Below are 24,491 nucleotides of genomic sequence, written 5' to 3'. Positions count from 1 at the left end.
GCGATGAATTTTCGACCCCAGGAGCTGATCGTGCTCGGCATTTTTTCGGTGATCATTATCGTCATCGATATGGCGGTGAACATGCTGACGGTGTTCTCACCCTTCCTGATCCCGGTAACCAAATCGCTCTCCGGCATTGTTGTCGGCATCCCTTTTATGCTCTACCTGGCGCGGGTGGAACAAAAAGGCCTGATCTGCCTGATGGCGTTAGTGTTGGCGGCGGTGATGGTACTGGCCGGGGATTATGTGCTGACGCTGGTTTCGGCGCTGTTGGCCGGCGGGCTTGCAGACGTTATCTGTCGCGCGGCGAAGAAACACCAACGCCGCGCGTTGATGGCGCTGGGCTACGGTATTTTCAACCTTTGGCATATTGGCGGGTTGCTGCCGCTGCTGTTTATGCGCCCGCAAATCGAAGCGCAGATAACCCAGCAACTGGGGCCGGAGTACGCCGAAAGTTTTAGCGCATTTTATTCCGGCCCGGTGTTGTGCTGGACCTTCGCGGTGATTTTTGTCAGCGGATTGTTGGGCGCGGTGATTGGCCTGGGTATGCTCAATAAGCATTTTGTGAGGGCCGGGCTTGTCCAGAAAAACGGTTAAGAGAGGCATTGATGTGCGTATCAACCTGCTGGCATTGCTGGTGATCAATACGCTGGTGCTGACCGGGAAAGGCGGTATTTTTCAACTGCTGTGCGCGGCGGTAATTTGCCTGTTGCTGGGGCTGCAACGGCGTTGGTTTGCCGCTGCGATATTAGCGTTCTGTATCAGTGCCATGCAGGTATTGCCGCTGTTTATGCCCTCCGGCGCGAAGCCAGGGATTGCGGCATTGATGTACGCCCGGCCTTACCTCATCGCAGGTTTTATGGGTTATTACTTTATTTGCGCGACGACGCCCAGCCAGTTGATTGCCGGTTTGCACCGTTTGCATGTGCCGGGCGCGGTGATCATTCCGCTCGCTGTGATGCTGCGTTTTTTCCCGGTGTTATGGGAGGAGCAACAGGCGATTCGCGGCGCGATGCGGATGCGCGGTTTACCGGGCAACGGCGGGGTTCTGCTGCACCCCTGGCGTGCACTGGAGTGCATGCTGGTGCCGCTCATCGGCGCGCTGCTGCGCTCAGGCGAGGCGTTATCCGCCGCCGCCATCAGCCGTGGGCTCGGCAGTCCCGGCGTGCCGTCGTCCATTTTTCCCCTGCGATTGGGTGCGATGGATGTGCTGCCAGCTATAGCCTGCATTGGCCTGGCCGCGCTGTTTTTCTACGGCGGAGGGGTGTGATGGGCGGCATTGAACTCAACCAGGTGTCGGTGACCTTTCCCGCCGGTGGCCGCCCCGCGCTCGATAATATTAATCTGACGATCCCGCGCGGGCAGTGCGTGCTGCTTACCGGGGAGTGTGGCTGCGGTAAATCCACCCTGTTGCGCCTGCTGAACGGCATCATCCCGCATGTGATTCCCGGCGCGATAGCGGGCGAGGTTCGCGTCAACACCACCACGCCTGCGCAGGCAAAGCTGCATGAGATGGGCCGGCAGGTGGGCACGGTTTACCAGAATCCACGGCGACAATTTTTTTGCGCCGATCCGCTGGCGGAACTGGCCTTTGGCAGCGAGAACGCCGGGCAACCGCCGGGCGAGATCCTCGCACGCGCCAGTAAAATAGCTGCTGAATTGGGCATCGACCATTTGCTGACGCGCAATATGTTTACGCTTTCCGGCGGGGAGTTGCAGCGTATCGCGATTGGCGCCGCGTTGATGGATCAACCGACCTTTCTGCTGCTGGATGAACCGGCTTCCAACCTTGATTTACTGAGCATCGACGCGCTGGCGCAGATCCTGCAGAGCCTGCGCGGCACGGGCATAACTATCATCATTGCCGAACACCGGCTGTGGTTTTTGCGTGAGGTGGTTGACCGCGTTGTGCGCCTGCAACAGGGACGCATTATTGAAGATGTGCCCGCCCGCCAGTTCTGGCAGCGCGATAATTTCCAGCGTATTCAACAAGGTTTACGGGCATTAACAACCCCGCAAACCGCGTGCCTGACCGCGCCGCCAGCAGGGCGCGACGGGATTGTTTATCAGCACTCGTCTCATGGAAATTTGTACTTCCCGCGCGGCTGCGTCACGGTGCTCTCGGGTGTTAATGGCGCAGGGAAAAGTACGCTGGCCGCAAAGCTGGTGGGGCTGCAAAAGACTCGCGAGGCGATCACGCTTGATGGCAAACCCTATCCGCAGCGCCAGCGTTTGCGCTACGGTTTTTGGGTGATGCAGGATGTGCATCGTCAGCTTTTCGCCGCCAGTGTTAGGCAAGAGTTGCAGATGGGCGCTTATACGATCTGTGCTAAGAGAAAGGCGAGCGTTGTGGAAGATATGGCGCTGAATGATCTGCTGGATCAGCACCCGATGGCGCTTTCCGGCGGGCAGCAGCAACGCGTTGCCGTGGCGCTGGCACTGCTGGCGCAGCGCGAGGTGGTTATCTTCGATGAACCGACATCTGGGCTGGATTACGCTGGGATGATGCTGGTGGCGCTGCGGCTAAGGCAACTGGCGAGAACAGGTGCGGCGGTGATTCTGGTGACACACGATGAGGAGTTTAGTGGGGTGTGCGGGGATTGGCGGGTGGAATTGGGGGGGTGAGCGAAGGATGTGAGATCGAGGAACCGATTTTAACCCTGACCCGAAATCCCGCTCCATTCAGAAACAAAATACCGGCATGATGAACTCACCCGCACAGAGTGAATGCGGGTGTTATTTTTATTTATGAACCGTTTGAATAATATCGAAACTGTCGCCTTTTTTTCCGACCCGGAATGTTGAGACATAGGCTTTGCGTGTAGATTTTTTATCCTCACCCTGAGCTTTTATATTTACTTCAATCTGAGTGAGATACTCCTGGCCCGTTTTAAACTTAAATTCACCAGGCAGAATGCAAAAAAGACCGGATTTTGGTTGCTTGTCAGAGGGAAAAATGACCTGTTCTAAGGGTTTTTCAACATTGTAAGTAATTGCTGACACCACAATCTCATTGCTTTGTATGGGTAAGGAAAGACAGACATCGCTATTTCTTACGTGAGCAGGGACTGATGTTTCTTTGGTATATCGATGTTCCAGGTTGTCTCCGAGTGTGCAACCACTCAGAAGGATGATTAATGAGATTACCGATTTGTTTAACATGGTCATTTGAATGGGAACCCTTCAAGAACGTTTTGATAGTTTGCATTAAGCTGATCGTCTATTGGCCCCACATAGGAAACTTCACGGTCTTCACCTCTTCTTCCCAACCAAAGTTTGAGCCCGAATTTACGCATTAAAAAGTAATCAGCGATGATCTGTGCTTGTTGTTCTAATCAAATGGAAAGTAACTGGCATGATGAATCCAGACGCGTGGATAGGCTATGGAACTTCCGAAAACCGTTCTTGCTAACGCTATTTCTCCAGGGCTCAGGAGCCTTAAACTTCCCTCAGTATCACTCACGCACAATGAAGCTTATTTCTTGTCTATTTATTGATGTAAAAAATAGGCTCTAACTTAATTATTTATTTCAATGATATTGTTTTTTTCTGAAAGCAATTTTTCATTTAATTTCCTGATTGTCTTGGTCGTATTTCCAATTTAAGTTGTGTGGAGTCCGAAGTGAGATGTTGTTATTCTCAAGCCAGCAGCATTCATCACTGGCTAAAATTTATATTTCAATCTTATTCATATTAATAATGAAAAACGCCACTGCGAATAAGTCCGCATGCAGTGTTGATATCCTCTGGAGAATATATGAGCAAAACCAGGCAGCCTAACGAACGGTTAGCGTTTATGGAAATGCTAGCCTATTGGACCGATGACCTCCGGAACCGCGACCTTATAAATCAATTCAAGATAACCCGGCAGCAGATTCATAAAGATTATGTTCGTTATCAAGCATTGTTTCCCCAGCATCTGATCAAGCCCGATAAATCACGTTATGTTTTTGCGCATGACAAACAGCCGCAATATTTCCACGGTGGATTAGAAGACTTTCTTATCTGGCTTGAAACGGGCACGTTCGTGCTGGCCCAACCCTTACAGAATAATTGCGCAACCCGCCTTCAATTACCCGAACGCAACATATCTCGCCAGGTAATGGCGACATTAATGAAAGCTATTCGCCAGCAATTGCGGGTAGAAGTGAATTACGTCTCTTTATCTCACCCAGAAAATGAAGGGCGGATTATCAGCCCGCATAGCATCGTCAAAGCGGGGAGTCGTTTCCATGTCCGCGGGTATTGTGAAAAATCGCATGGATTTCGCGACTTTGTTCTGAGCCGCTTCCGGGATGGTGCCGAAATCGAAGGTCCTTCTCCCTATTCCATTATCCAGGACGAAGCCTGGCAAACTGCCGTCACGTTAGTTTTATCGCCAGATACCCGTTTAACCCCAGCCCAACAAAGCGTTCTTGCCAACGACTATCAAATGGAAAACAACCAACTGCGCATCGAAACCCGCGCGGCCCTTGCTGGTTATTTGCTCAAAGAGATGCAGGTCAATACGAAATATCTCGATGGAAAAGCCGAAGCGCAACAGCTGGTACTGGTAAACCGAGATGACATTAAACAATGGCTTTTCGATAGTTGATAAGCGCGTGAATGACGAATGGGTAATCTCAGTTAACCTGATGATTTACACAGTATTGTTAGGGGTTTTTCTGCGTAGCAAGCTCGCAACTATTCATCTCAAACAAGGACGATAATCGTGGGTCGCTTTCCTGTTACACCGGCGCAAGCTGGCAATGCAACACCTGCTATACGTTTCGAAGATTGCCCGGCCAAAACCCGGAGCCTTCCTGATGGCACCATCGTCGAGGGCCGTTCGGTTCTGAGCCACTGCCAGATTGTTGGAGAACTCGCGCGTTGCCTGATGTCGCGTTTCCCTGAACCGATGCGTGCTCGCCTGTTCCCTGTAGGGAGTGAAATGGTGGCGGGCAGCCATGATATCGGCAAGGTTAGCCCGACATTCGTGGCGAAAATCTTCAAGGCGTGTGATATCGACTACAAGGCAATGCCGGCGTTAGCAAGGGTTTCTCCTGAACTGGAGAAACAGTGGGGCGGCCATGCCGGGGTCAGCCAGGCCACCGCGGAAGAGATGAATGTTCCCAAATACGTTGCCGAAATCCTCGGGCAGCATCACGGATTTACCCCACCGGCTGATGACAAACGCGGTGATGCAGAAACCTTTGGCGGCCCTCAGTGGTTTGAAGAACGCAAAAAACTGGTCGCCGCGCTGAAAGCGTGCCTGCAAACCGACTGGCCGACCTTTCAATCCGCCGCTCAGGCGCGTGTCGTCGCCGGGTTAACCTCCGTTGCCGATTGGATTGGTTCCGGCGCGTTTTTTGAAAACCCCGATGAAAACTGGCAGCCGAATATCACCGCTGCCCTGAACGATGCCGGTTTTATCAAACCGGTTATTCGCCAGGGTCTCTCTTTTGCTGAAGTTTTTGATCCCGTTAATAACGCCATGCAGATGCGTGAACCGCAGGCGCTTTTTGTCGAGCAGGTGTCCGGGCCAGGTGTTTATATTCTCGAAGCGCAGATGGGAATGGGCAAAACCGAGGCGGCGCTCTATGCCGCTTATCAATTGTTAGCGCAGGAAAAAGCGACCGGCATTTATTTCGCGCTGCCCACGCAACTCACCTCCAATAAGATTTACGACCGTTTCAACGCGTTTCTCAAACAAATCGCAAGTGGAGAAACCCCACAACAGAGCTTGCTGCTGCATTCCGGGGCCTGGTTGCAGGATACCGAAATCGGCGAGGAAGGCAGCCCGGGCGGAGCATGGTTTAACCAGAATAAACGCGGCCTGTTAGCGCCTTTTGCGGTCGGCACGATTGATCAGGCATTGATGGCGGTAATGAACGTCAAGCACGGTTTCGTCAGAGCGTTTGGCCTCGCAGGCAAAGTCGTGATCCTGGACGAAGTACACTCGTATGACCTTTACACCGGCACCATTCTCGATGAGCTTGTCGCCTTTCTGCGCCAGATCAACTGCACCGTCATTATCCTTAGCGCCACATTAAGCCAGGCCCGGCGAGAAGCCCTGTTGCAACAAACCACAACCAGCGCGGCCTACCCATTGATTACTGCCGTAGCCGAAAAAAGGGAGCTTGTGGAAGTGGGAGTCCCCACCGTGGATGGCAAGCCCATTGCACTCCATTTTTGCCGCGAAGATAAATCTGCGCTGGATGAAGCTCTCATGCGAGCAGCCGAGGGCCAGCAAGTTTTATGGATTGAAAACACCGTTGCACAGGCGCAGCAGCGTTACCTGGACATCGCCAGCCTGGCAGCGCAGGCCGGGTGCGAAACCGGCTTGTTACATTCGCGTTTTACGCCCCACGATCGCGACAAAAATGAAACGCGCTGGGTCGCGCAGTATGGCCGGGCAAAGTGGTCAGAACGTGGACACTGCGGGCGCATTCTGGTCGGTACGCAGGTGCTGGAGCAGTCGCTCGATATCGACGCGGATTTCCTGGTAAGCCGCTTTGCCCCCACGGATATGTTGTTGCAACGTTTGGGTCGTCTTTGGCGGCATGCCGACACGCCACGTCATGCCAGCGCCAACGCAGAATGTTGGTTATTGGCTCCCACTCTTGAGCAAGCGCTGGCAAACCCTCGCCAGGCGTTTGGCCTGAGCGCTATGGTCTATTCGCAATATGTATTGTGCCGAAGCCTTGAGGTCTGGCAGGAGATGCAGTCAATCCAGTTGCCCTCCGGCATTCGCCCGTTGATCGACCAGACCTATGTCGAGCGGCCTGAAACCGGGCAATGGGCGAGCCTGTTACATGAACTTAAAAACGGCAGCCGTTTCCGCACGGGCGAGCAAGCCCAACAGGCGCTGGCCAGGCTGACCTTGTCCAGAGGCGGCAAAACGTTGCCTGAGCACAAAGCCGAAACCCGCTATAGCGACCAGGACACCCACGACCTGTTGTTGCTGCGCAGCCTGCGTTCACAAGATGGCGCGACCCATATCCGTTTACTCAATGGCAATACGTTGACGCTTCCTCATGGTCGCCATCGGCTTACCAAAACCGAGTGGCGCACGCTGGCAATAAAGCTTCACCAGCAACTGGTACGTGTCAATCCCGCGTATTGCCCGCCCAAAATCGCCAAACATGAACTGGAAAATTTCCGCCTACATGAGGTGTTTTACCTTGGTCGCCCTGAAGACGATGAGGCGCTGCTGCGTGTCGCCATCGTCAGCGATGCGGGGGAATTGCTGACGCTGGATGGCCGCCTGGCGGGTGATAAACACGTGCTTGAATACCGCGAAGACCTTGGCTTCCGGGCTATTTCCAATAAGGAATAAATAATGGAAAACCGCTTTAACTTGATTGATGAACCCTGGATTCCGGTCGCGGATATCGGGCTGGTCAGTCTGAAAGAGATTTTTAGCAATCCCAAATTACGTGCATTGGGGGGTAACCCTGTGCAGAAAATTGCGCTCACTAAATTGCTATTGGCTATCGCGCAGTCTGCCGCGACCCCAGAGGATGACAACGACTGGCGGGAAATGGGCTGGCAAGGCATGGCGAATAAATGCCTGAGTTATCTGGATAAATGGCACGACCGTTTTTATCTGTATGGCGAAAAACCGTTTTTGCAGATGCCGGCGATTCGGGCTGCGGCGGTTAAATCGCTGGGCGTATTGTCGCCAGAAGTGAGTACCGGCAATACAACCGTATTGACAGAAACCCAGCAACAGAAGAATGCCAATGATGCTGAGAATGCCCTCAATATCATCGTTCAGATGGGATTTGGTCTTAGCGGGAAGAAAACGGATAACTCCGTTATTTTGACCGCGGGTTATCAGGGCAAACAGAACGATAAAGGGAAACCCGCCAGTGGAAAGGCGGGTTGCGCGGTAGGGCACATGGGCTTGCTGCATTCTTTCTGGCTGGGGGAATTTGTTGCTCATAGCGTTTGGTTGAACCTGTTCACCCAGGAAGATATTGCTGAACTGGTGATGTATCCCACTCTGGGCGTTGCACCGTGGGAGCAAATGCCTGCGGGTGAAGACGATGATATTGCCCGGGCATTGAAAGAATCACTGATTGGCCGACTGGTTCCCATGGGCAAGTTTTGCCTGCTCGCCGAGGGGGGAATCCACTACACCGATGGGATTGCCCATGCGAGCTATCTGGAAGGAAAGGCCGATCCGACTGCCTCGGTGGATTTTGCGCAGAAAAAGCCAAAAGCGTTATGGGTCAATCCCGGCAAGCGACCCTGGCGAGAACTGACCTCGTTATTGCAATTTATTGAGCAAGGTAAAAGCGACGGCTTTGACACACCGCAACTGAGACGTACCCGGAAGCGGGTATCCCGCAATACCGAACAGTTTGCTATCTGGTCAGGTGGGCTGCGAGTCAGCAGTAATGCCGGGGAACAATATGCTTCCGGTACAGACGACTATGTACAGTCGGAACTATGGCTACCCTCCCATCTGCTCGGTAGTTTGTTTCTGGAACAGCTTAAACATGAAATGGCGCAACTTGAGGCGATGCAAAAGCAGCTTTGGGGCACGGTCGTGCGTTATTTCCGCGAGTTATCGGATATCGACAAATCCGGTTCCGGCAAGGCGCAGCCTTTCGTCGCATCGCAGGCGCAAAAAGCATCAGACATCTTTTGGCAACTCTGTGAACGCCAGGCGCAGGCTCTATTACATGCCTGCGATACCACTCAAATAGCCAGAGAAAAACGACAGAGATTACGCGAAACCTTCGCCAATTACGCCGAACAAGTTTTTAACCAAATATGCCCCAAAGATAGCGCCCGGCAAATGGACGCCTGGGCGCAGTCTCGCCCCAATTTCTCAAAATTTAAACACGCTGATTAAGGAGAACACCGGTATGGATCAGCCCCCTAAAACGACGACTGAAGGCACCGAAAAGGGTTCCAAAGCTGAACAATTCGTCAGTTATGTGATTGAACGCATCAAACAGGACAACGGCTTCGCCGCCCGACTTAAACGGGCAGATAACCCGGCCACCGAGTACCAAAGCTGGGAGTTCCTGGCCAGGTTTGGCGTTGATCTGGAAAAACCGTGGCAGCGCCTGCCGTATTGCATTGTCGGTGCTGCGCTGGCGAGGGCTAAACCTGAAACCAACGGTCAATTACCTTTGGGCGTCGCCATTGGCGCTTGTTTCGATGACGGCAACAAATCTGATCAGGCAAAAGCGCGCATGCGCCGTTTGTTGGCCTGCACCAGCACTGCGGAATGCTGCCGCATTTTACGACCGTTGCTCGCGCTGATGGCAAGCCGGGGCAAGACACCCAATTTCATCCAGATACTGGATCAATTGCAATGGTACTCGGGTAACGGGCTGGAAAAGGTACGGGCGCGTTGGGCGCAAGATTTCTATCGCCGCACTGACGAGGATAAGGCGACGGAGAACGCACATGACTGAGCTATTCGCCAGCGCCTTGCACCTCGATCGGGCTGCTGTTAAAGCGTTAAAAATCACCGATACCTATTCGCTGCATCGCGTTGTTTACAGCCTGTTTCCTGATGTGCGCAGCGAAAGTGAAAAACTCGCTCACACCCCAAGCGGCATTGTCTATGCCGATCAGGGCGGTGATTTTCACGGTCGCAAGGTGCTGATTGTTTCCGACCGCCAACCGGCAGACCAGGTTGAGGGTTACTCCGTCAACGTGCAAACCAGACCGATCTCTGCTTCGTTTCTGGCCCATCCGCGTTACCGCTTTAAGGTGCAGGTCAACCCCGTTCGCAAGGATAAACAGAGCGGGAAACGTGTGGCGGTAAAAGGTCGCGCTGATATCGCTCACTGGTTTTTACAACGCGCATCGCAAAGTTGGGGGTTTGACGTCGACCCGCAAACCCTGCAAGTCGACACCATTGAGGTGCTGCAATTTCAGGACAAGGCTGATCGCAAGGTCACGCTGGGTAAAGCGCATATTCAGGGGCAGCTCACCGTCACCGACCTGCAGCAGTTTCAACACAGTTTCAAAAATGGCATTGGCAAAGGAAGGGCGTTTGGCTGCGGCTTGCTGCAAATCGTACCCATCATCGACAACCCGTTTGCCTGACGTTTACCCTATTTATTTAAGGAAATTTTTATGACTAATACATTTAAAAACACCCGTATTGAGTTCCATATCCTGCAATCTTTCCCTGTCACCTGCCTGAACCGTGATGACGTTGGCGCGCCTAAATCTGCCCTTATCGGCGGCGTGCCGCGTGCGCGCGTGTCGTCTCAGTGCTGGAAGCGCCAGGTGCGCCTCGCGATGCCCGATTTCGGTATTCGCTTAGGGGTTCGCAGCAAAAAAATCGCGGATATGTTGACCCGCGAGTGCATGGCGCTGGGCGCTAATGAAGCACAGGCAACCAGCTGTGGCGAAACAATGGCGGCTTTTTTTGCCGACGACACTTTGTTATTCCTCAGCGAGGCGGAAGCGAAAGCGTTTGCGGTTTACGCCCAGGAAAACGGCTTCGAAGCTGCGAAACTGAAAGACAGGGAACTGGTGAAAGTCGCTAAAAAAGTGGTCAATAAGACACTTGATGCGCTGGATATCGCGCTGTTTGGCCGCATGGTCGCTAAGGCGCCGGATATGAATGTTGAGGCGGCTGCGTCGTTCGCGCATGCAATTTCCACCCATAAAGTCAGCAATGAAGTCGAGTTCTTCACTGCGGTGGATGACTGCAAAACAGAAGAGGAAAGCGGGTCCGCGCATATGGGCAGCCTCGAGTACAACTCCGCTACGTATTATCGCTATGTGAGCCTCGATTTGGGGCAATTGGCACAGACGTTGGGAGAAGACGCAGACCTGAAAGCCGCCGTAGAGGCTTTTGTCAAAGCACTGTATGTCGCCGTGCCGGATGCGCGTCAGACCACACAATCTGGCGCGTGTCCCTGGGATTACGCTCGCGTGCTGGTGCGTAAAGGCCAACGCCTGCAGGCCTCTTTCGAACAACCCATCAAAAGCAAAGGTGAAGGTTATCTGCTGCCAAGCAAAGAAGCGCTGCAATGCTGGCTCGACAAAAAAGAGAAACTCTCCGGCTCGCTGTTTGGCAAGCAAGGGGATTATGAATGGGGTGAGAATCTGGAATACAGCATCGACAATGTGATTGCCGATCTGCAGTCTCATCTGTAAGGGAGAGGGCGATGAGCGAATCTAGCCAATATCTGCTCCTGTGGCTTGAAGGGCCGCTGCAGGCCTGGGGGCACGACTCGAAATTTGGTGTGCGCGACACGCTGAACTTCCCGACACGATCCGGCATTTTGGGGCTGCTTTGTTGTGCTCGCGGGGCCGGTGGCCCCGAAGTCGAATGGCTGGCACAGATGAATAGCTTGAGTATGGAAGTACGGGCTTATGCCCGTACGAATGACAAAGGTCAACCGCAGCTTCGTGAACCTGCGCTGTGTGATTTCCACATGGTGGGCAGTGGCTACGATGACAGTGACCCATGGCAAAATCTGCTGATACCTAAAACGTCTGATGGAAAAAGAGCCGTCGGCGGCGGTACTAAAATGACCTATCGCTATTACCTGCAAGATTCGGTTTTCGCCGTGGTGTTGGAAGTGCCTCAGACGCAAGTGGAACCGTTATCTGACGCGTTGCAGAACCCCGTTTGGGACTTGTATCTGGGGCGCAAAAACTGTGTGCCGACCGAGTTGATCTATCAGGGCGTATTTGCGGATGCAGACACCGCCTGGCAACAGGCGCAGGTGTTGGCGGACAGCAAAAAACGGTTGCTCAGCTACGCGATCATCGAAGGGGAAGGTGACGGCGAAGTGATCACTCTCAATGATGTGCCTGTGGAGTTTGGCCGACAAAAACGTTATCGGGATCGGCGAGTAACGCTGCTGGAGCATCAGTAATGGCAAAAGGAGAGCGGCTGTTTGTCAAAGTGACGCGTGAATCATTGCCCCAGGTAAAAGACAAATATCCGTTTTTATACCTGGAGCGAGGCCGGTTAGAGATTGATGACAGCAGTGTTAAGTGGATTGATGCGGATGGGAATGTCGTGCCCATCCCTGTCGCAACCCTCAACACATTGCTGCTTGGTCCTGGCACTACCGTCACTCATGAAGCCATTAAAACGGCGACCGCCGCTAACTGTTCGGTGTGTTGGGTGGGAGAAGATAGTCTGCTTTTTTATGCGGCAGGCTTTCTTCCCACCGCCGATACGCGCAACCTTAAGTTGCAGATGGCGCTTGCCAGCAACGAGGAGTCTGCTCTTAAGGTCGCCAGGACTATGTTTGCTAAACGTTTTCCCGATGCTGATCTGGAGGGCAAAAGTTTAAACAGCATGATGGGGATGGAAGGGAACCGGGTTCGGGCGCTGTATCAGCAAAAGGCGGAAGCGTATGGCGTGGGTTGGCAAGGGCGTCAGTTTACGCCGGGCAAGTTTCAACTGAGTGATTTGACGAATCAGGTGCTCACCGCCACCAACGCGGCGTTGTACGGCATAGTGTGTTCCGCCGTTCATACCATGGGATATTCTCCCCATATTGGCTTTATTCATTCCGGTAGCCCGTTGCCGTTTGTGTACGATTTAGCTGACCTTTACAAAGAACAGCTTTGTATTGATCTGGCGTTTTCGCTCTCTCGGGACATGGCGGGTCGATATGATAAACACAAAGTCTCTGATGCGTTCAGAAAGCGAGTCATTGCGATAGATCTGCTGAACCTGATCACCGCGGATATTAATGAATTGATGGGGGTGAAGCATGCTCGTCGTGCTCGCAAATGACTTACCTCCAGCGGTACGTGGGCGTATGAAGCTTTGGTTTGTGGAGCCTCGCCCGAATGTATTTGTTTCGGGTGTAAAAGATTCCGTCGCACAAACCGTTGTTGATTACTTGATGCAACACTCCACAGCGGAGTCGGGTCTTATGTTGTTCAGAAGCATTCCTCAACCGCCGGGTTACGAAATCCGTTACAAAGGTGAGGTGAGGAAGCCGATTATTACTATCAGTGGGTTGCAGCTCATTGTCGAAACCCTGAAATCTTTGTAATTGGCTGATGTAGTGGTTTGGTTGTCGCTCTTTCACAATATGTTGGTGTCTTCCCCACATGCGTGGGGGTGTTTCTTACTGGTAAGATGCGTTCGTCGGATCCGCAGAGTCTTCCCCACATGCGTGGGGGTGTTTCTCATCCTTATTTTTCATATCATCACTTCATCGTGTCTTCCCCACATGCGTGGGGGTGTTTCTAGACTTATTAAACTTCGCATTATTATACATGAGTCTTCCCCACATGCGTGGGGGTGTTTCCCAAACTAGTTGAATCATTTACCTCTCAGGAAAGTCTTCCCCACATGCGTGGGGGTGTTTCTCAATGAAGCTCTTGCAAAAGCTGATCTTTCAAGTCTTCCCCACATGCGTGGGGGTGTTTCTTTTTTAAGCGTTTCCGTAAGGCTGTTGATTGCGTCTTCCCCACATGCGTGGGGGTGTTTCTATGGTTCAGATATATTCCCGTTATGACGTCCCGTCTTCCCCACATGCGTGGGGGTGTTTCCTCGATCAAGAGGCGGATTCTCCTGGATGAAATGTCTTCCCCACATGCGTGGGGGTGTTTCTATCCAGCGCTCCGTTTTCAATCGGAGCAGCGGGTCTTCCCCACATGCGTGGGGGTGTTTCTCCATAACTTATTATGGGTTAGGTAAAAGTCCAGTCTTCCCCACATGCGTGGGGGTGTTTCTAAAGGTTTTGGTGGTGTAATTCCGGGTGGTGAAGTCTTCCCCACATGCGTGGGGGTGTTTCTTAACCCGGTTCCAGTTACCGGACTTGCGCTTAGTCTTCCCCACATGCGTGGGGGTGTTTCCTTATAAGCGCCTTGGGCGTGAGTGCGTAGAAGGTCTTCCCCACATGCGTGGGGGTGTTTCTCAAAAGTGGTCTTATGACCAGAGCTACGATTGGTCTTCCCCACATGCGTGGGGGTGTTTCTAAATTTAGTAAAGATTATTTTTATGTTGGCTCGTCTTCCCCACATGCGTGGGGGTGTTTCCGCAAGGGGATGACCGGGAAGATGCACTATCTAGTCTTCCCCACATGCGTGGGGGTGTTTCTGATATGGATATAACTTCTATAGAGGTTAGGACGTCTTCCCCACATGCGTGGGGGTGTTTCTGGACTTTAAGCCGTGTGATGGAAGTCTGGTGAGTCTTCCCCACATGCGTGGGGGTGTTTCCGGCGCGGCGTTTTCTGCTGCGACATATCCGCAGTCTTCCCCACATGCGTGGGGGTGTTTCTGCCGTGATATGCCTGATTAAAAACAGAGAAGCGTCTTCCCCACATGCGTGGGGGTGTTTCTATAATCGGTTGTATCGGTCGGATTAGCTTGCTGTCTTCCCCACATGCGTGGGGGTGTTTCTCTGTAACATATTATGGTTTAGGTAAAAGCCCAGTCTTCCCCACATGCGTGGGGGTGTTTCTATCTACGCCAGTTAAAAGACCTGTAATGCTGTGTCTTCCCCACATGCGTGGGGGTGTTTCTTTCGGCCTCCGCTCTCGCTACGTCTTTTTTGGGTCTTCCCCACATACGTGGGGGTGTTTCTGGCTACTGGCAGGTAGTCGAAGTCGCGCCTGCGTCTTCCCCACATACGTGGGGGTGTTTCCATCTCCACCCCTTCTGCGCGCAGGGAGGCGATGTCTTCCCCACATACGTGGGGGTGTTTCCATCTCCACCCCTTCTGCGCGCAGGGAGGCGATGTCTTCCCCACATACGTGGGGGTGTTTCTCAGCGATAAGGCTGGATGCTCCTGCTTGTGGCGTCTTCCCCACATACGTGGGGGTGTTTCCGCTAGGTAATTACCCCCGTGTGCCGGTGCGGGGTCTTCCCCACATACGTGGGGGTGTTTCCATTTTTCCGGTCTGCAAACGCGCGCACACGCGGTCTTCCCCACATACGTGGGGGTGTTTCCAAGAATCCGCCGGGGTATCTGACCCGCAGCGGGTCTTCCCCACATACGTGGGGGTGTTTCCGCACCGAGTAGCCCACTCACGGGAACGCTTCAGTCTTCCCCACATACGTGGGGGTGTTTCCGCGCGAGTAAGCTCAGCGTGCAGCAGCGTTTCGTCTTCCCCACATACGTGGGGGTGTTTCCCGCTCTATGGGTTATAAGACGACTTTTGACTCGTCTTCCCCACATACGTGGGGGTGTTTCTTTTACAGCGTCAGCAAATTTTGTCGTGACCGAGTCTTCCCCACATACGTGGGGGTGTTTCCTGCGGTTATTCAAGTCGCACTATCTTCGCGGTGTCTTCCCCACATGCGTGGGGGTGTTTCCACGACAAAGACCATCGTATGACCACAGGGTCGGTTTTCCTCACTTCAGTGGGGGTGTTTGCTGGACACGCGGACGATGGACGTTGAGTTGCCTGTTTTTCCCTCACTCATGAGGCTATTGTTTGGGCAGTTTTTATTTCTGCGAACTGCCTTCCAGAACCTCGCTTGCTGCTAATCGCCAATCAAGATATCTTTAGCCCGCACCTGCAAAATCAGGTGCCAGGATTGGAACCCTGATAATGTTACAGGCGACATATGGCGCGCTTTGCGTCTTTTTTATGTCGTGCGTTCGGCTACATCTCAATGGTGGGCTGAGCGGGGGCACCGCAAGGTGCGCCGGTTGCCTGTAACGCCGGTAGTTCCAACTCTGCTCAGTCCGCCACCATGTGATTGGAACCTCTGGTGGTGGGTTAAAACCTGTTACAGGAGGCTGCCTCTATGGTTATGATCCCTACCCAGACTCATCCGTCATCCAAACCATCCCTCAAAACCCACCGCCGCTACACCGTCGGCTATGCGCCCAATCGGGGCGATACCAGCACACCTTGCCTGAACTTAAGCGGTAAATGGCTTAAAGAGGCCGGGTTCGTCACAGGAACAGGCGTCACCGTTAAGATTACCGAGGGCTGCATCGTGTTAATTCCAGATAACGATGAAGTGAGAGAACTACATGAAGAACTTAAACAGCTAAAGCAGGCGGTAAAAATGGTGAAGGAAGGAGTATTGAGTGCGCTTTGAAGGCGGAAGCCCCAAAAGCAAAAACCCAGCCATAGGCTGGGTTCTCTAAATAGTGGTGCCCGGACTCGGACTAACGCCGTCAGGCGTTGAACAGCGCGCTTGTCGCGCTGGCCCCGAAGGGGTGAGCCGCTTGCGGCGAATCATCGAACGAAGTTCGATGAAGAGTCCATTCGCCAGAAACGAAAAACCCCCGCCAAAGGCGAGGGTTAAGAAGAAGCGGTGCCCGGACTCGGACTAACGCCGTCAGGCGTTGAACAGCGCGCTTGTCGCGCTGGCCCGGAGGGGTGAGCCGCTTGCGGCGAATAATCGAACGAAGTTCGATGAAGAGTCCATACGCCAGAAACGAAAAACCCCCGCCAAAGGCGAGGGTTAAGAAGAAGTGGTGCCCGGACTCGGAATCGAACCAAGGACACGGGGATTTTCAATCCCCTGCTCTACCGACTGAGCTATCCGGGCAACGGGCGGCATTAAACCGTAATCGCTCTTGGGCGTCAACCCTATTTCCTTAAATTCTATTCAGTTGCTCAACTTTGCGGCAACCTGCGCAAATCAGCGTCGAAAAGCGGCGGTTGCACAAATCTTCCAGACTTCTACATTAGGGTGGTGAATGCTAACTGCCGGTGGTATACGGGGGAAATATGTCAAAAGACTGGCTGGAGCTGCGACAGCATGCGGACACCGGCATCGAAACCATTCGCGCCCATTTTGAAGGGCACGCGTACGATCCGCACTGGCATGACAGCTATCTGGTGGGCATTACGCTGTCTGGCACGCAGCAATTTCACTGCCGCCGTGAGCGACATCGCAGCAAGCCGGGTGATGCCTTTTTGCTGGAGCCGGGTGAAATCCACGATGGCGACGCGCCCATCGAAGGCGGGTTTACCTATCTGACCTTTTATCTCGACGATCGCTGGCTAAACACCACCTTACGCGGCTTGTATGAATCGGTGCCGTCCAGCTACGCCATGCATTTCTCCCACACCATCGCCCGCGAACCGCAGTTGATTAGCGCGATTGCGCAAACCTTCTGCGCGCTGCACAGCGACGAGATGCGCATCGTGCAGCAAAGCACGATGGATTCGCTGTTGAGCCAGCTAACCCACCACTGCCAGTGGCGAAAACGGCTGCCGATGCAGTTGCAAAGCGCGGCCATCGCGCACCGGGCGCGGGATTATCTGCATGCGCATATCGGCGACAACCTGGGCTTATCGGATCTGGCGCGAGAAACCGGCACCGATCGCTTTACCCTGACGCGCTGTTTTAAGCGCGAGTTCGGCTTAAGCCCGCACGCCTGGCTTATCCAGCTGCGCCTTGCCACGGCGCGTTCACAACTGGCGAAAGGCGAGTTGCCTGCGGATGTCGCCGCCGCACTCGGTTTTGCCGATCAAAGCCACCTTGGCCGCTGGTTCCAGCGCGCTTATCGCCTTTCTCCCGCGCACTACCGCAGGTTGTGCACAAATCTTCCAGACGACGACGGCAAATAGCGCGAAAGTCAAAGGCTCGTCATAAAGGAGCCTGATTGTGAGCCTGTTTTCCAGCTATCTGCCGTATTTACTCTTCGCCTTTGTGGCGTCGATAACCCCCGGCCCGACCAATATCCTGATCCTCACCAGCAGCCAGCGCTTTGGTGTGAAAGCCACTTTGCCCGCGGTGTTTGGGGCGTGTGTTTCTGCCAGTTTGATTGTGTTTATCTCCGGCGCCGGCGCGGGGCAGGTATTGCAGGATCACCCGCTGGTGCGAACAGGGATGAGTTGGGCAGGCGTGCTGTGGTTAAGCTGGATGAGCTGGCAGCTCTTTACCGCGCCCGCCGCCGATTTACACAGCGACGCGCAGCGCCCGTTTAGCGCTCGCGCGGCGGCGATGTTGCAGTTGATCAACCCGAAAACCTGGATGATGGCGCTGGCGGTGGTCAGCTTGTTCGCCCCGCACAGCGGAAACCCACTGCGCGAGATAACGTTGATGTCGCTGGCGTTTTTGGCTATCTCGGTGCTGTGTCTGGCCGCCTGGACGCTGCTCGGCAAGGCGGTGAACCGCCTTTTTCGTACCGCGAGGTCGCTGGTCTGGTTTCAGCGGGTGATGGCCTTGTGCTTGCTGGCGTCCGCGTGGACGGGGTTGATCGGCGCTTAAGTCAGCGCGCCACCCTGGCGGCAACGGGCAAAACGCAAAATATCTTCCGCCAGCCGCTGAGCCGTATCCACATCGGCCTGGCTGCGGTTAACCAGCATGCGGCTCAGGCAACCTTCCAGCACTAACTCCATCTGCTTCGCCACCATCGCCGGATCGTCCACTTCCAGTTCCGTCAGTAACTGGTGCGAGAAATTGTAAGCCTCGTTTTTTTGCTGATCCGCCAGTTGGTGAATCGGGTGGCCGGGATCGGGGAAGAAAGCGCAGGCGGCGATAAACAAACAGCCCGGATAGCGGCTATTGCTGACGCATTCGGTCAACGCGGCGTAGCGCGCCAGCAATTTTTGCTCGTGGCTGAGGCTTTCATCCAGCAACAACTGCCGACGCCAAATGTCCACCTGCTGGCTCAAATAACGCAGTGCGTCATACAACAGCGCCTCTTTATCCGGCCAGAAACGGCGAAACTCATCAATCGGATAGTCGATGCGTTCGGCAACCATTTCAAGAGTGGTGTCTGCAATGCCTCTTAATTCAAGCAGTTGCAAGGTTTGGCTTAAAACGTCTTCGCGTTGCACGCTGATATCCTCCGTTACCTGAAGCAAACTCCACACAAAGTGTTGTTTACGGGGCGCGATTGCGCAAATGCTCTGCAAAGGCGGCGGCGTCCATAAAGCCGGTTACCCGGTCGGCCGGTTGCTCGCGCCCGTGCGTGTCGAAAAAGAGAATCGTTGGCAAACCCAGCACATTAAGATGGCGCAGCAGCGCCGCGTCCTGGGCGTCGTTTGCCGTCACATTCGCCTGTAATAACACCGTCTCTTTCAACGCCGCCTGAACAGTCGGGTCGCTGAACGTATATTTCTCGAACTCTTTGCAGGCTACGCACCAGTCAGCATACAGATCCAACATGACAGGTCGACTATCGGCTTGCGCCAGCGCCTGGTTGAGATCATCAACGGTTTTCACCTGCGTAAAGGCCAGCGACGCAGAGCTTTGCGTGGTCGGTGCGCCAAAAGCCCAGTCTTGCAACGGGCGAGCGCACACCAGTGCCGCGCCAAGCAGAGCGATTTGCAGCACCCGCACAATCGGGCGTTTGGCGTTGAGGCTGGTGATAAACGCCCAGGCGAAAAATGCCATGCCCAGCAGCGACCACAACCGCAGCCCCCAAGCTTCGCCGATCACCCGCTCCAGCAAAAAGACCGGCAGGGCGAGGATCACAAAGCCGAAGGCGATTTTGACCTGCTCCATCCACGGCCCGCTTTTCGGCAGCAGCCGGTTGCCGAACACCGTGACCAGAATCAACGGCAAACCCATGCCGAGCGCATAAAGGTAAAGCGTGCCGCCACCGAGCCACAGGTTCCCGCTCTGCGCGATATAAAGCAGGATGGCGCTTAACGGCGCGGTGGTGCAGGGCGAACAAATCAGCCCGGCAATGGCGCCCATCACAAACACGCCGCCGAGAGATCCACCTTGCTGGCGGTTGCTCCACAGCGTTAAACGGGTTTGCAGCGCGGAGGGCAGTTGCAGAGTAAACAGGCCGAACATCGACAGCGCCAGCAGGCCAAACAGAATCGATAAGCCAATCAGCACGTACGGGTGTTGCAGTGCCGCCTGAAACGACAGCCCGGCCGCCGCGACAACCAGCCCCAGCGCGGTGTAAGTCAGCGCCATGCCCTGCACGTAGATGAATGCCAGCAGCAGCGCACGCGGCGTGGCAAGGCGCTGTTGACCGCCGAGCACAATGCCGGAAATCAGCGGATACATCGGCAATACGCAAGGCGTAAACGCAATGCCGATGCCGATCAGCAACGCCCAAAGCGCCGAAAAGGGCAGCGGGAGATCGGGCGTCTTTTCGGTTACGGCTTGCTGTTCGGTAACCGGTGCAGCAGCCACTTCCATCAGCGGCACCACTTTGGTTTCCGGCGGGTAGCAGAATCCGGCATCGGCGCAGCCCTGGTATGTCACGGTGAGTGTCGCGCCTTGCGCCGCTTGCTGCACCGTCAGCGGTAAGTTGAGTTTTTGTCGGTAAATCTCGGTTTTGCCGTAAAACTCATCTTCGTGCATCTCCCCTTTGGGTAAGGCCAGTGGGCCAACCGTCGCTTGCGCCGGGGTCACTTTGATTTGCTGGCGATAAAGGTAGTAACCCTCTTTCACCTGCCAGTTGAGCGTCAGATCGTGTTGATGCTGTTGAAAGTCAAAAATAAAGGCCTGATCGGCAGGCACGAAAGTCGAGCGGCCGGGCGCGTCGAACAATCCGGCGAAAGCGGATGTGCTGCACAGCAACAGGATCAGCGTAAGGATGCGTTGAGCCATGAGAGGTAATCGTTATCTCCGTGTGAAACAGGTAAGGCCAGGAGTTCAGGAGTCTGGTACGGATGGTGTGAACGCATGCAGGCGAAGAGATCTTCCAGATGGGCGACGTCGGTTTTCAGCAACAACTGGACTTCGTACTCCTGCTCCAGCTTGCCTTCCCAGTAATAGAGCGATGTCGCACCGGGCAGGATGGTTACGCAGGCGGCGAGTTTATCGGCCAGCGCTTTGGCCGCCAGATCCTGGGCGGTGGCTTCATCCGGGGCGGTGCAGAGGACAACAACGGCGTCGGGCGTGTTCATTTCCAACCTCCTGAGAACGAAAGCAGGGACTATACCACGCGACGGCAAGCGATCGGGCCGACGGGCGGCCCGATTTAACGACATTTACAACAAGATGCCGCCGAAGAGGAACCCGAGGAGCACGCATAACGCAATGGCGATGAGGCCCGGGATCAGGAACGGATGGTTAAAGACAAACTTGCCGATGCGCGTTGAGCCGGTGTCATCCATCTCCACGGCCGCCAGCAACGTTGGGTAAGTGGGCAGCACAAACAGCGCGGAAACCGCGGCAAACGAGGCCACCGCCGTCAGCGGCGTAACACCCAGCAGCAGCGCGGCCGGCATCAGCGCTTTGGCGGTCGCCGCCTGTGAATAGAGCAACGTCGCGGCGAAGAACAGCACCACCGCCAGCAGCCACGGGTAGCTTTGCAGCAGGTCGCCGGCCACCATCTGAATATCTTGAATGTGATTTTTGACGAACGTGTCGCCAAGCCAGGCGACGCCGAGTACGCAAATACAGGCACTCATGCCGGATTTGAAGGTGCTCGCGTTGAGGATCTCCCCGGTGTCGATTTTGCAGGTCAGGCTAATCAGTGTGGCGATGGTCAGCATAAACACCACAATCGCTTCGTTACGCGGCAGCACCGGATTGGCGATCAAACCGACCGTCGGGCTGGTCGCGGTGGCATAGAGCATCACCGCGACAATACCGATCAGGAACAGCAACACCGAGCGTTTTGCATGGGGTTTGAGTTTGAAAGCCTGGCTGCCGCGCAGTTTCACTTCGCCTTTCGCCAGGCGCTCCTGGTAAACCGGATCGTCTTTCAATTCGCAGCCGAGGAAGTTACAGACGATGGCGGTCAGCATCACCGCGATCAACGTCACCGGAATGCAGATCGCCAGTAGCGTCAAATAGCTGACGCCCAACGGTTCAAGGATCCCGGCGAAGAACACCACCGCCGCGGAAATAGGTGACGCGGTGATGGCAATTTGCGACGCCACCACGGCAATAGAAAGAGGGCGTGACGGGCGGATTCCTTGCTCTTTCGCCACTTCGGTAATCACCGGTAGCGTGGAAAACGCCGTGTGCCCGGTGCCCGCGAGAATAGTCATCGACCAGGTGACCAGCGGCGCAAGAAACGTGATGTATTTAGGGTGGCGGCGCAGCAAACGTTCAGCAAGGCTGACGAGGTAATCCATTCCGCCCGCCACTTGCATGGCGGCGATAGCGGCGATGACTGCCATAATAATTTCGATAACGTCGAAAGGGATGGCGCCGGGTGTGATTTGAAAGAACAGCGTCAGGACGAGTACGCCGAGGCCACCGGCAAAACCGATGCCGATGCCTCCCAGCCTGGCGCCGAGGTAGATGGCAATCAGGACGAGGACAAGCTCTGCTGCAAACATAGTTGGCTTCCTTGTTTAACTAAGTGATATGAGATTGTTATATTTTAGTGACTATCCATAAGAAAAAAGGCACGTCGCAGAGGACGTGCCTTTTTTTCGGTCTAATCACCGGGATTACTGTTCGCTTTCATCGGTGTAGCGCTTCGCTTTATAGGCCGGGTGCATCAGGTTTTGTGCCGAGAAGATGTCATCCAGTTCAGCTTCTGTCAGCAGGCCGCGCTCCAGTACCACTTCACGCACGCTCTTACCGGTTTCGGCGCAAATCTTGCCGACGATATCGCCATTGTGGTGGCCGATAAACGGGTTGAGGTAAGTGACAATACCGATGGAGTTATAAACGTAGCTTTCGCACACCGCTTTGTTGGCGGTGATGCCGTTAATGCTTTTTTCCAGCAGGTTGTAGCAGGCGTTAGTCAGGATATGAATTGACTCAAACATCGCCTGGCCAATCACCGGCTCCATGACGTTCAACTGTAACTGACCGGCTTCGGAGGCCATGGTGACGGTGGTGTCGTTGCCGATCACTTTAAAGCACACCTGGTTGACCACTTCCGGCACCACCGGGTTAACTTTCGCCGGCATGATGGATGAACCCGCTTGCAGCTCCGGTAAGTTGATTTCGTTCAGACCGGATCGCGGCCCGGAAGAGAGCAGGCGCAGGTCGTTACAGATTTTAGACAATTTGACCGCCAGGCGTTTCAGCGAGCTATGCACCATCACATAGGCGCCGCAGTCGGATGTCGCTTCGATCAGGTCTTCCGCCGCAACCACCGGCAGGTTGCTGACTTCCGCCAGTTTCTGCACCGCCAGGTGCTGGTAGCCGTCTGGTGTGTTCAGACGCGTACCGATGGCGGTCGCGCCGAGGTTCACTTCCAGCAGCAGTTCCGCGGTGCGCAGCAGGTTTTTGGTCTCTTCATTCAGCAGCACATTGAACGCGTGGAACTCCTGGCCGAGGGTCATCGGCACCGCATCCTGCAACTGGGTACGGCCCATTTTGAGGATGTCTTTAAACTCAACGGCTTTACTTTCAAAGCCTTCGCCAAGCTGTTTGATGGCATCGACCAGTTTGACGATGGAGGTATAGACCGCGATGCGGAACCCGGTCGGGTAGGCATCGTTGGTGGACTGGCACTTATTGACATGATCGTTCGGGTTGAGGAACTGGTATTCACCTTTTTGGTGCCCCATCAGTTCAAGACCGATGTTCGCCAGTACCTCGTTGGTGTTCATGTTCACGGAGGTTCCCGCGCCGCCCTGATAGACGTCCACCGGGAATTGATCCATGCATTTGCCGTTGTTCAGGACCTCATCACATGCGGCAACAATCGCGTTCGCAATGTTTTTAGGAATGGTTTGCAGCTCTTTGTTCGCCAGCGCTGCCGCCTTTTTCACCATCACCATGCCACGGACAAATTCAGGTATGTCGCTGATTTTGCTGTTGCTGATATAAAAGTTTTCAATCGCTCTCAGAGTATGCACGCCATAGTAGGCATCCGCTGGCACTTCCCTGGTACCTAACAAGTCTTCTTCGATACGAATGTTGTTTAACATGTGAACCTTCTTTTTCAAGCTACAAATGAATACACCAAACACACAGTATTAACGTGGTTATGCGTCTTTTTTGGCCGACGATTATTCCCTCAATCGGCCAGGTGACTGAAATTATATGCTGGCAATGGCGAAATGCCGTAATCGGGATCACTTATTATCTTAGCAATTCCATCATAATTACTAATATGTGAAACAGGTCACCGCTTCGCCACAGACAAAAATTTACATCGCGGATGAAATTGAATTTTCCACATTCGCCTCCATCTCACCTTTATGCGATTCGCAAACCCATTTTAACAGAAGCCTGCGGGCGTCTGTGTGTTGACAGGAGAAGCCAGTGCGCTGGATACCGTTTATTGCTTTTTTCTTATACGTTTACATCGAAATTTCGATTTTTATTCAGGTCGCGCATGTGTTCGGCGTGCTGATGACGCTCATCCTTGTGCTGTTCACCTCGGTGATTGGCATGTCGCTGGTGCGTAACCAGGGCTTTAAGAACTTCATGCTGATGCAGCAGAAAATGGCGGCGGGGGAAAGCCCGGCGGCAGAGATGATCAAAAGCGTGTCGCTGATCATTTCCGGGCTGTTGCTGGTGCTGCCGGGGTTCTTCACCGATTTCCTCGGCCTGCTGTTACTGCTGCCGCCGGTGCAAAAACACCTGACGCTGAAACTGATGCCGCATCTGCGTTTCTCGCGCGGGCCGGGCGGTGGTTTTGGTGGCGGGGATACTTTCGAAGGTGAGTATCAGCGTAAAGATGACCCGAACAAACGCCTTGATAACAAAGATGATCATTAATTTCCGCAGCCCGGCACCGCCGGGCT

At 54.2% G+C, this 24,491-nt stretch carries 22 protein-coding genes, 1 tRNA gene, 1 pseudogene and 1 CRISPR repeat array; of the genes and pseudogenes, 16 read left to right on the top strand and 8 right to left on the bottom strand.

The genetic code is table 11. The features are described from left to right. Positions 1–3 precede the first annotated feature (3 nt). The 3 genes from AAEY27_RS20190 to AAEY27_RS20180 are packed head-to-tail and all read left to right on the top strand — an operon-like array spanning position 4 to position 2,625. Positions 4–597: an MptD family putative ECF transporter S component gene (locus AAEY27_RS20190; RefSeq protein WP_342322565.1), complete on the top strand. Its 594-nt coding sequence runs from the start codon at positions 4–6 to the stop codon at positions 595–597. After that, positions 578–1,270 (top strand): energy-coupling factor transporter transmembrane component T, encoded by a 693-nt coding sequence (locus AAEY27_RS20185; protein WP_342322564.1) that lies wholly within the window; start codon positions 578–580, stop codon positions 1,268–1,270. The genes AAEY27_RS20190 and AAEY27_RS20185 overlap by 20 nt, the downstream gene beginning before the upstream one ends. Then, positions 1,270–2,625, top strand: a complete 1,356-nt coding sequence (locus AAEY27_RS20180) for an ABC transporter ATP-binding protein (protein ID WP_342322563.1) — start codon at positions 1,270–1,272, stop codon at positions 2,623–2,625. The genes AAEY27_RS20185 and AAEY27_RS20180 overlap by 1 nt, the downstream gene beginning before the upstream one ends. A gap of 117 nt (positions 2,626–2,742) precedes the next feature. Here the strand turns inward: AAEY27_RS20180 and AAEY27_RS20175 are convergent, their stop codons facing one another. Then, positions 2,743–3,168: a putative T6SS immunity periplasmic lipoprotein gene (locus AAEY27_RS20175; RefSeq protein ID WP_342322562.1), complete on the bottom strand. Its 426-nt coding sequence runs from the start codon at positions 3,166–3,168 to the stop codon at positions 2,743–2,745. A 169-nt stretch (positions 3,169–3,337) separates the two neighbouring features. Beyond that, positions 3,338–3,469 (bottom strand): annotated as a pseudogene (locus AAEY27_RS20170) (type IV secretion protein Rhs); the annotation flags it as partial. A gap of 288 nt (positions 3,470–3,757) precedes the next feature. Here AAEY27_RS20170 and AAEY27_RS20165 point away from each other — a divergent pair. The 10 genes from AAEY27_RS20165 (at position 3,758) to AAEY27_RS20120 (ending at position 15,999) form a co-directional block, all read left to right on the top strand. Continuing rightward, the gene (locus tag AAEY27_RS20165) at positions 3,758–4,594 is read left to right on the top strand and encodes a WYL domain-containing protein (protein WP_342322561.1); all 837 of its coding nucleotides are present in this window, start codon (positions 3,758–3,760) and stop codon (positions 4,592–4,594) included. 117 nt (positions 4,595–4,711) lie between these two features. Beyond that, entirely contained in the window at positions 4,712–7,318 is a 2,607-nt protein-coding gene (cas3, locus tag AAEY27_RS20160; RefSeq protein WP_342322560.1) for a CRISPR-associated helicase Cas3', read from the top strand. Between the two features lie 3 nt (positions 7,319–7,321). Beyond that, the gene (gene casA / locus AAEY27_RS20155; RefSeq protein WP_342322559.1) at positions 7,322–8,845 is read left to right on the top strand and encodes a type I-E CRISPR-associated protein Cse1/CasA; all 1,524 of its coding nucleotides are present in this window, start codon (positions 7,322–7,324) and stop codon (positions 8,843–8,845) included. Positions 8,846–8,858: 13 nt separating this feature from the next. Continuing rightward, positions 8,859–9,416 (top strand): type I-E CRISPR-associated protein Cse2/CasB, encoded by a 558-nt coding sequence (gene casB, locus AAEY27_RS20150; RefSeq protein ID WP_342322558.1) that lies wholly within the window; start codon positions 8,859–8,861, stop codon positions 9,414–9,416. Further along, positions 9,409–10,056: a type I-E CRISPR-associated protein Cas6/Cse3/CasE gene (gene cas6e, locus AAEY27_RS20145; protein WP_342322557.1), complete on the top strand. Its 648-nt coding sequence runs from the start codon at positions 9,409–9,411 to the stop codon at positions 10,054–10,056. Before casB ends, cas6e begins: the two co-directional genes overlap by 8 nt. A gap of 30 nt (positions 10,057–10,086) precedes the next feature. After that, a complete protein-coding gene (cas7e, locus tag AAEY27_RS20140; protein ID WP_342322556.1) occupies positions 10,087–11,121 on the top strand; it encodes a type I-E CRISPR-associated protein Cas7/Cse4/CasC in 1,035 nt (344 codons plus the stop codon). 11 nt (positions 11,122–11,132) lie between these two features. After that, positions 11,133–11,849: a type I-E CRISPR-associated protein Cas5/CasD gene (cas5e, locus tag AAEY27_RS20135; RefSeq protein ID WP_342322555.1), complete on the top strand. Its 717-nt coding sequence runs from the start codon at positions 11,133–11,135 to the stop codon at positions 11,847–11,849. Further along, positions 11,849–12,724 (top strand): type I-E CRISPR-associated endonuclease Cas1e, encoded by an 876-nt coding sequence (gene cas1e / locus AAEY27_RS20130; protein WP_342322554.1) that lies wholly within the window; start codon positions 11,849–11,851, stop codon positions 12,722–12,724. Before cas5e ends, cas1e begins: the two co-directional genes overlap by 1 nt. After that, positions 12,702–12,989: a type I-E CRISPR-associated endoribonuclease Cas2e gene (gene cas2e, locus AAEY27_RS20125; RefSeq protein WP_342322553.1), complete on the top strand. Its 288-nt coding sequence runs from the start codon at positions 12,702–12,704 to the stop codon at positions 12,987–12,989. The genes cas1e and cas2e overlap by 23 nt, the downstream gene beginning before the upstream one ends. A 47-nt stretch (positions 12,990–13,036) precedes the next feature. After that, positions 13,037–15,262: direct repeats of the CRISPR family, unit length 29 nt; unit sequence GTCTTCCCCACATGCGTGGGGGTGTTTCT. Between the two features lie 443 nt (positions 15,263–15,705). After that, on the top strand, positions 15,706–15,999 hold the full coding sequence (locus AAEY27_RS20120) for a SymE family type I addiction module toxin (RefSeq protein WP_425294688.1): 294 nt from the start codon (positions 15,706–15,708) through the stop codon (positions 15,997–15,999). A 380-nt stretch (positions 16,000–16,379) separates the two neighbouring features. On the opposite strand, the gene AAEY27_RS20115 is transcribed toward AAEY27_RS20120, so the two are convergent. Next, a tRNA-Phe gene (locus AAEY27_RS20115) sits at positions 16,380–16,455 on the bottom strand. 182 nt (positions 16,456–16,637) lie between these two features. On the opposite strand from AAEY27_RS20115, the gene AAEY27_RS20110 reads away from it, so the two are divergent. Continuing rightward, a complete protein-coding gene (locus AAEY27_RS20110) occupies positions 16,638–17,483 on the top strand; it encodes an AraC family transcriptional regulator (protein WP_342322551.1) in 846 nt (281 codons plus the stop codon). Between the two features lie 37 nt (positions 17,484–17,520). Next, positions 17,521–18,126 (top strand): LysE family translocator, encoded by a 606-nt coding sequence (locus AAEY27_RS20105; RefSeq protein WP_342322550.1) that lies wholly within the window; start codon positions 17,521–17,523, stop codon positions 18,124–18,126. Here AAEY27_RS20105 and AAEY27_RS20100 read toward each other — a convergent pair. The 5 genes from AAEY27_RS20100 to aspA all read right to left on the bottom strand — a co-directional run bounded on the left by AAEY27_RS20100 (position 18,123) and on the right by aspA (position 23,669). After that, positions 18,123–18,698: a transcriptional regulator gene (locus AAEY27_RS20100; protein ID WP_342322549.1), complete on the bottom strand. Its 576-nt coding sequence runs from the start codon at positions 18,696–18,698 to the stop codon at positions 18,123–18,125. The two genes, AAEY27_RS20105 and AAEY27_RS20100, sit on opposite strands and share 4 nt — an antisense overlap. A gap of 46 nt (positions 18,699–18,744) precedes the next feature. Next, a complete protein-coding gene (locus tag AAEY27_RS20095) occupies positions 18,745–20,433 on the bottom strand; it encodes a protein-disulfide reductase DsbD (protein ID WP_342322548.1) in 1,689 nt (562 codons plus the stop codon). Next, positions 20,409–20,732: a divalent cation tolerance protein CutA gene (gene cutA / locus AAEY27_RS20090; RefSeq protein ID WP_342322547.1), complete on the bottom strand. Its 324-nt coding sequence runs from the start codon at positions 20,730–20,732 to the stop codon at positions 20,409–20,411. The genes AAEY27_RS20095 and cutA overlap by 25 nt, the downstream gene beginning before the upstream one ends. Before the next feature lie 84 nt (positions 20,733–20,816). Beyond that, complete coding sequence (locus AAEY27_RS20085; protein WP_342322546.1) at positions 20,817–22,118, bottom strand: anaerobic C4-dicarboxylate transporter; 1,302 nt, start codon at positions 22,116–22,118, stop codon at positions 20,817–20,819. A 114-nt stretch (positions 22,119–22,232) separates the two neighbouring features. Continuing rightward, complete coding sequence (gene aspA, locus AAEY27_RS20080) at positions 22,233–23,669, bottom strand: aspartate ammonia-lyase (RefSeq protein ID WP_342322545.1); 1,437 nt, start codon at positions 23,667–23,669, stop codon at positions 22,233–22,235. A 337-nt stretch (positions 23,670–24,006) separates the two neighbouring features. On the opposite strand from aspA, the gene AAEY27_RS20075 reads away from it, so the two are divergent. After that, positions 24,007–24,465: an FxsA family protein gene (locus AAEY27_RS20075; RefSeq protein ID WP_342322544.1), complete on the top strand. Its 459-nt coding sequence runs from the start codon at positions 24,007–24,009 to the stop codon at positions 24,463–24,465. Positions 24,466–24,491: the final 26 nt, after the last annotated feature.

It is taken from the genome of Kosakonia sp. BYX6 (assembly GCF_038449125.1).
Taxonomy (GTDB): domain Bacteria; phylum Pseudomonadota; class Gammaproteobacteria; order Enterobacterales; family Enterobacteriaceae; genus Kosakonia; species Kosakonia calanthes.
The sequence above is the reverse complement of the archived record's forward strand: the minus strand, read 5'-3'. Positions and strand labels throughout refer to the sequence as shown.

Coding starts and splice junctions, on each gene's coding strand:
- cas2e (WP_342322553.1), top strand. CDS start 12,702: ATGCTCGTCGTGCTCGCAAATGACTTACCTCCAGCGGTACGTGGGCGT.
- AAEY27_RS20085 (WP_342322546.1), bottom strand. CDS start 22,118: ATGTTTGCAGCAGAGCTTGTCCTCGTCCTGATTGCCATCTACCTCGGC.
- cas7e (WP_342322556.1), top strand. CDS start 10,087: ATGACTAATACATTTAAAAACACCCGTATTGAGTTCCATATCCTGCAA.
- AAEY27_RS20175 (WP_342322562.1), bottom strand. CDS start 3,168: ATGACCATGTTAAACAAATCGGTAATCTCATTAATCATCCTTCTGAGT.
- AAEY27_RS20120 (WP_425294688.1), top strand. CDS start 15,706: ATGATCCCTACCCAGACTCATCCGTCATCCAAACCATCCCTCAAAACC.
- AAEY27_RS20180 (WP_342322563.1), top strand. CDS start 1,270: ATGGGCGGCATTGAACTCAACCAGGTGTCGGTGACCTTTCCCGCCGGT.
- cas5e (WP_342322555.1), top strand. CDS start 11,133: ATGAGCGAATCTAGCCAATATCTGCTCCTGTGGCTTGAAGGGCCGCTG.
- AAEY27_RS20095 (WP_342322548.1), bottom strand. CDS start 20,433: ATGGCTCAACGCATCCTTACGCTGATCCTGTTGCTGTGCAGCACATCC.
- casA (WP_342322559.1), top strand. CDS start 7,322: ATGGAAAACCGCTTTAACTTGATTGATGAACCCTGGATTCCGGTCGCG.
- cas6e (WP_342322557.1), top strand. CDS start 9,409: ATGACTGAGCTATTCGCCAGCGCCTTGCACCTCGATCGGGCTGCTGTT.
- cutA (WP_342322547.1), bottom strand. CDS start 20,732: ATGAACACGCCCGACGCCGTTGTTGTCCTCTGCACCGCCCCGGATGAA.
- aspA (WP_342322545.1), bottom strand. CDS start 23,669: ATGTTAAACAACATTCGTATCGAAGAAGACTTGTTAGGTACCAGGGAA.
- AAEY27_RS20165 (WP_342322561.1), top strand. CDS start 3,758: ATGAGCAAAACCAGGCAGCCTAACGAACGGTTAGCGTTTATGGAAATG.
- cas1e (WP_342322554.1), top strand. CDS start 11,849: ATGGCAAAAGGAGAGCGGCTGTTTGTCAAAGTGACGCGTGAATCATTG.
- AAEY27_RS20190 (WP_342322565.1), top strand. CDS start 4: ATGAATTTTCGACCCCAGGAGCTGATCGTGCTCGGCATTTTTTCGGTG.
- casB (WP_342322558.1), top strand. CDS start 8,859: ATGGATCAGCCCCCTAAAACGACGACTGAAGGCACCGAAAAGGGTTCC.
- AAEY27_RS20110 (WP_342322551.1), top strand. CDS start 16,638: ATGTCAAAAGACTGGCTGGAGCTGCGACAGCATGCGGACACCGGCATC.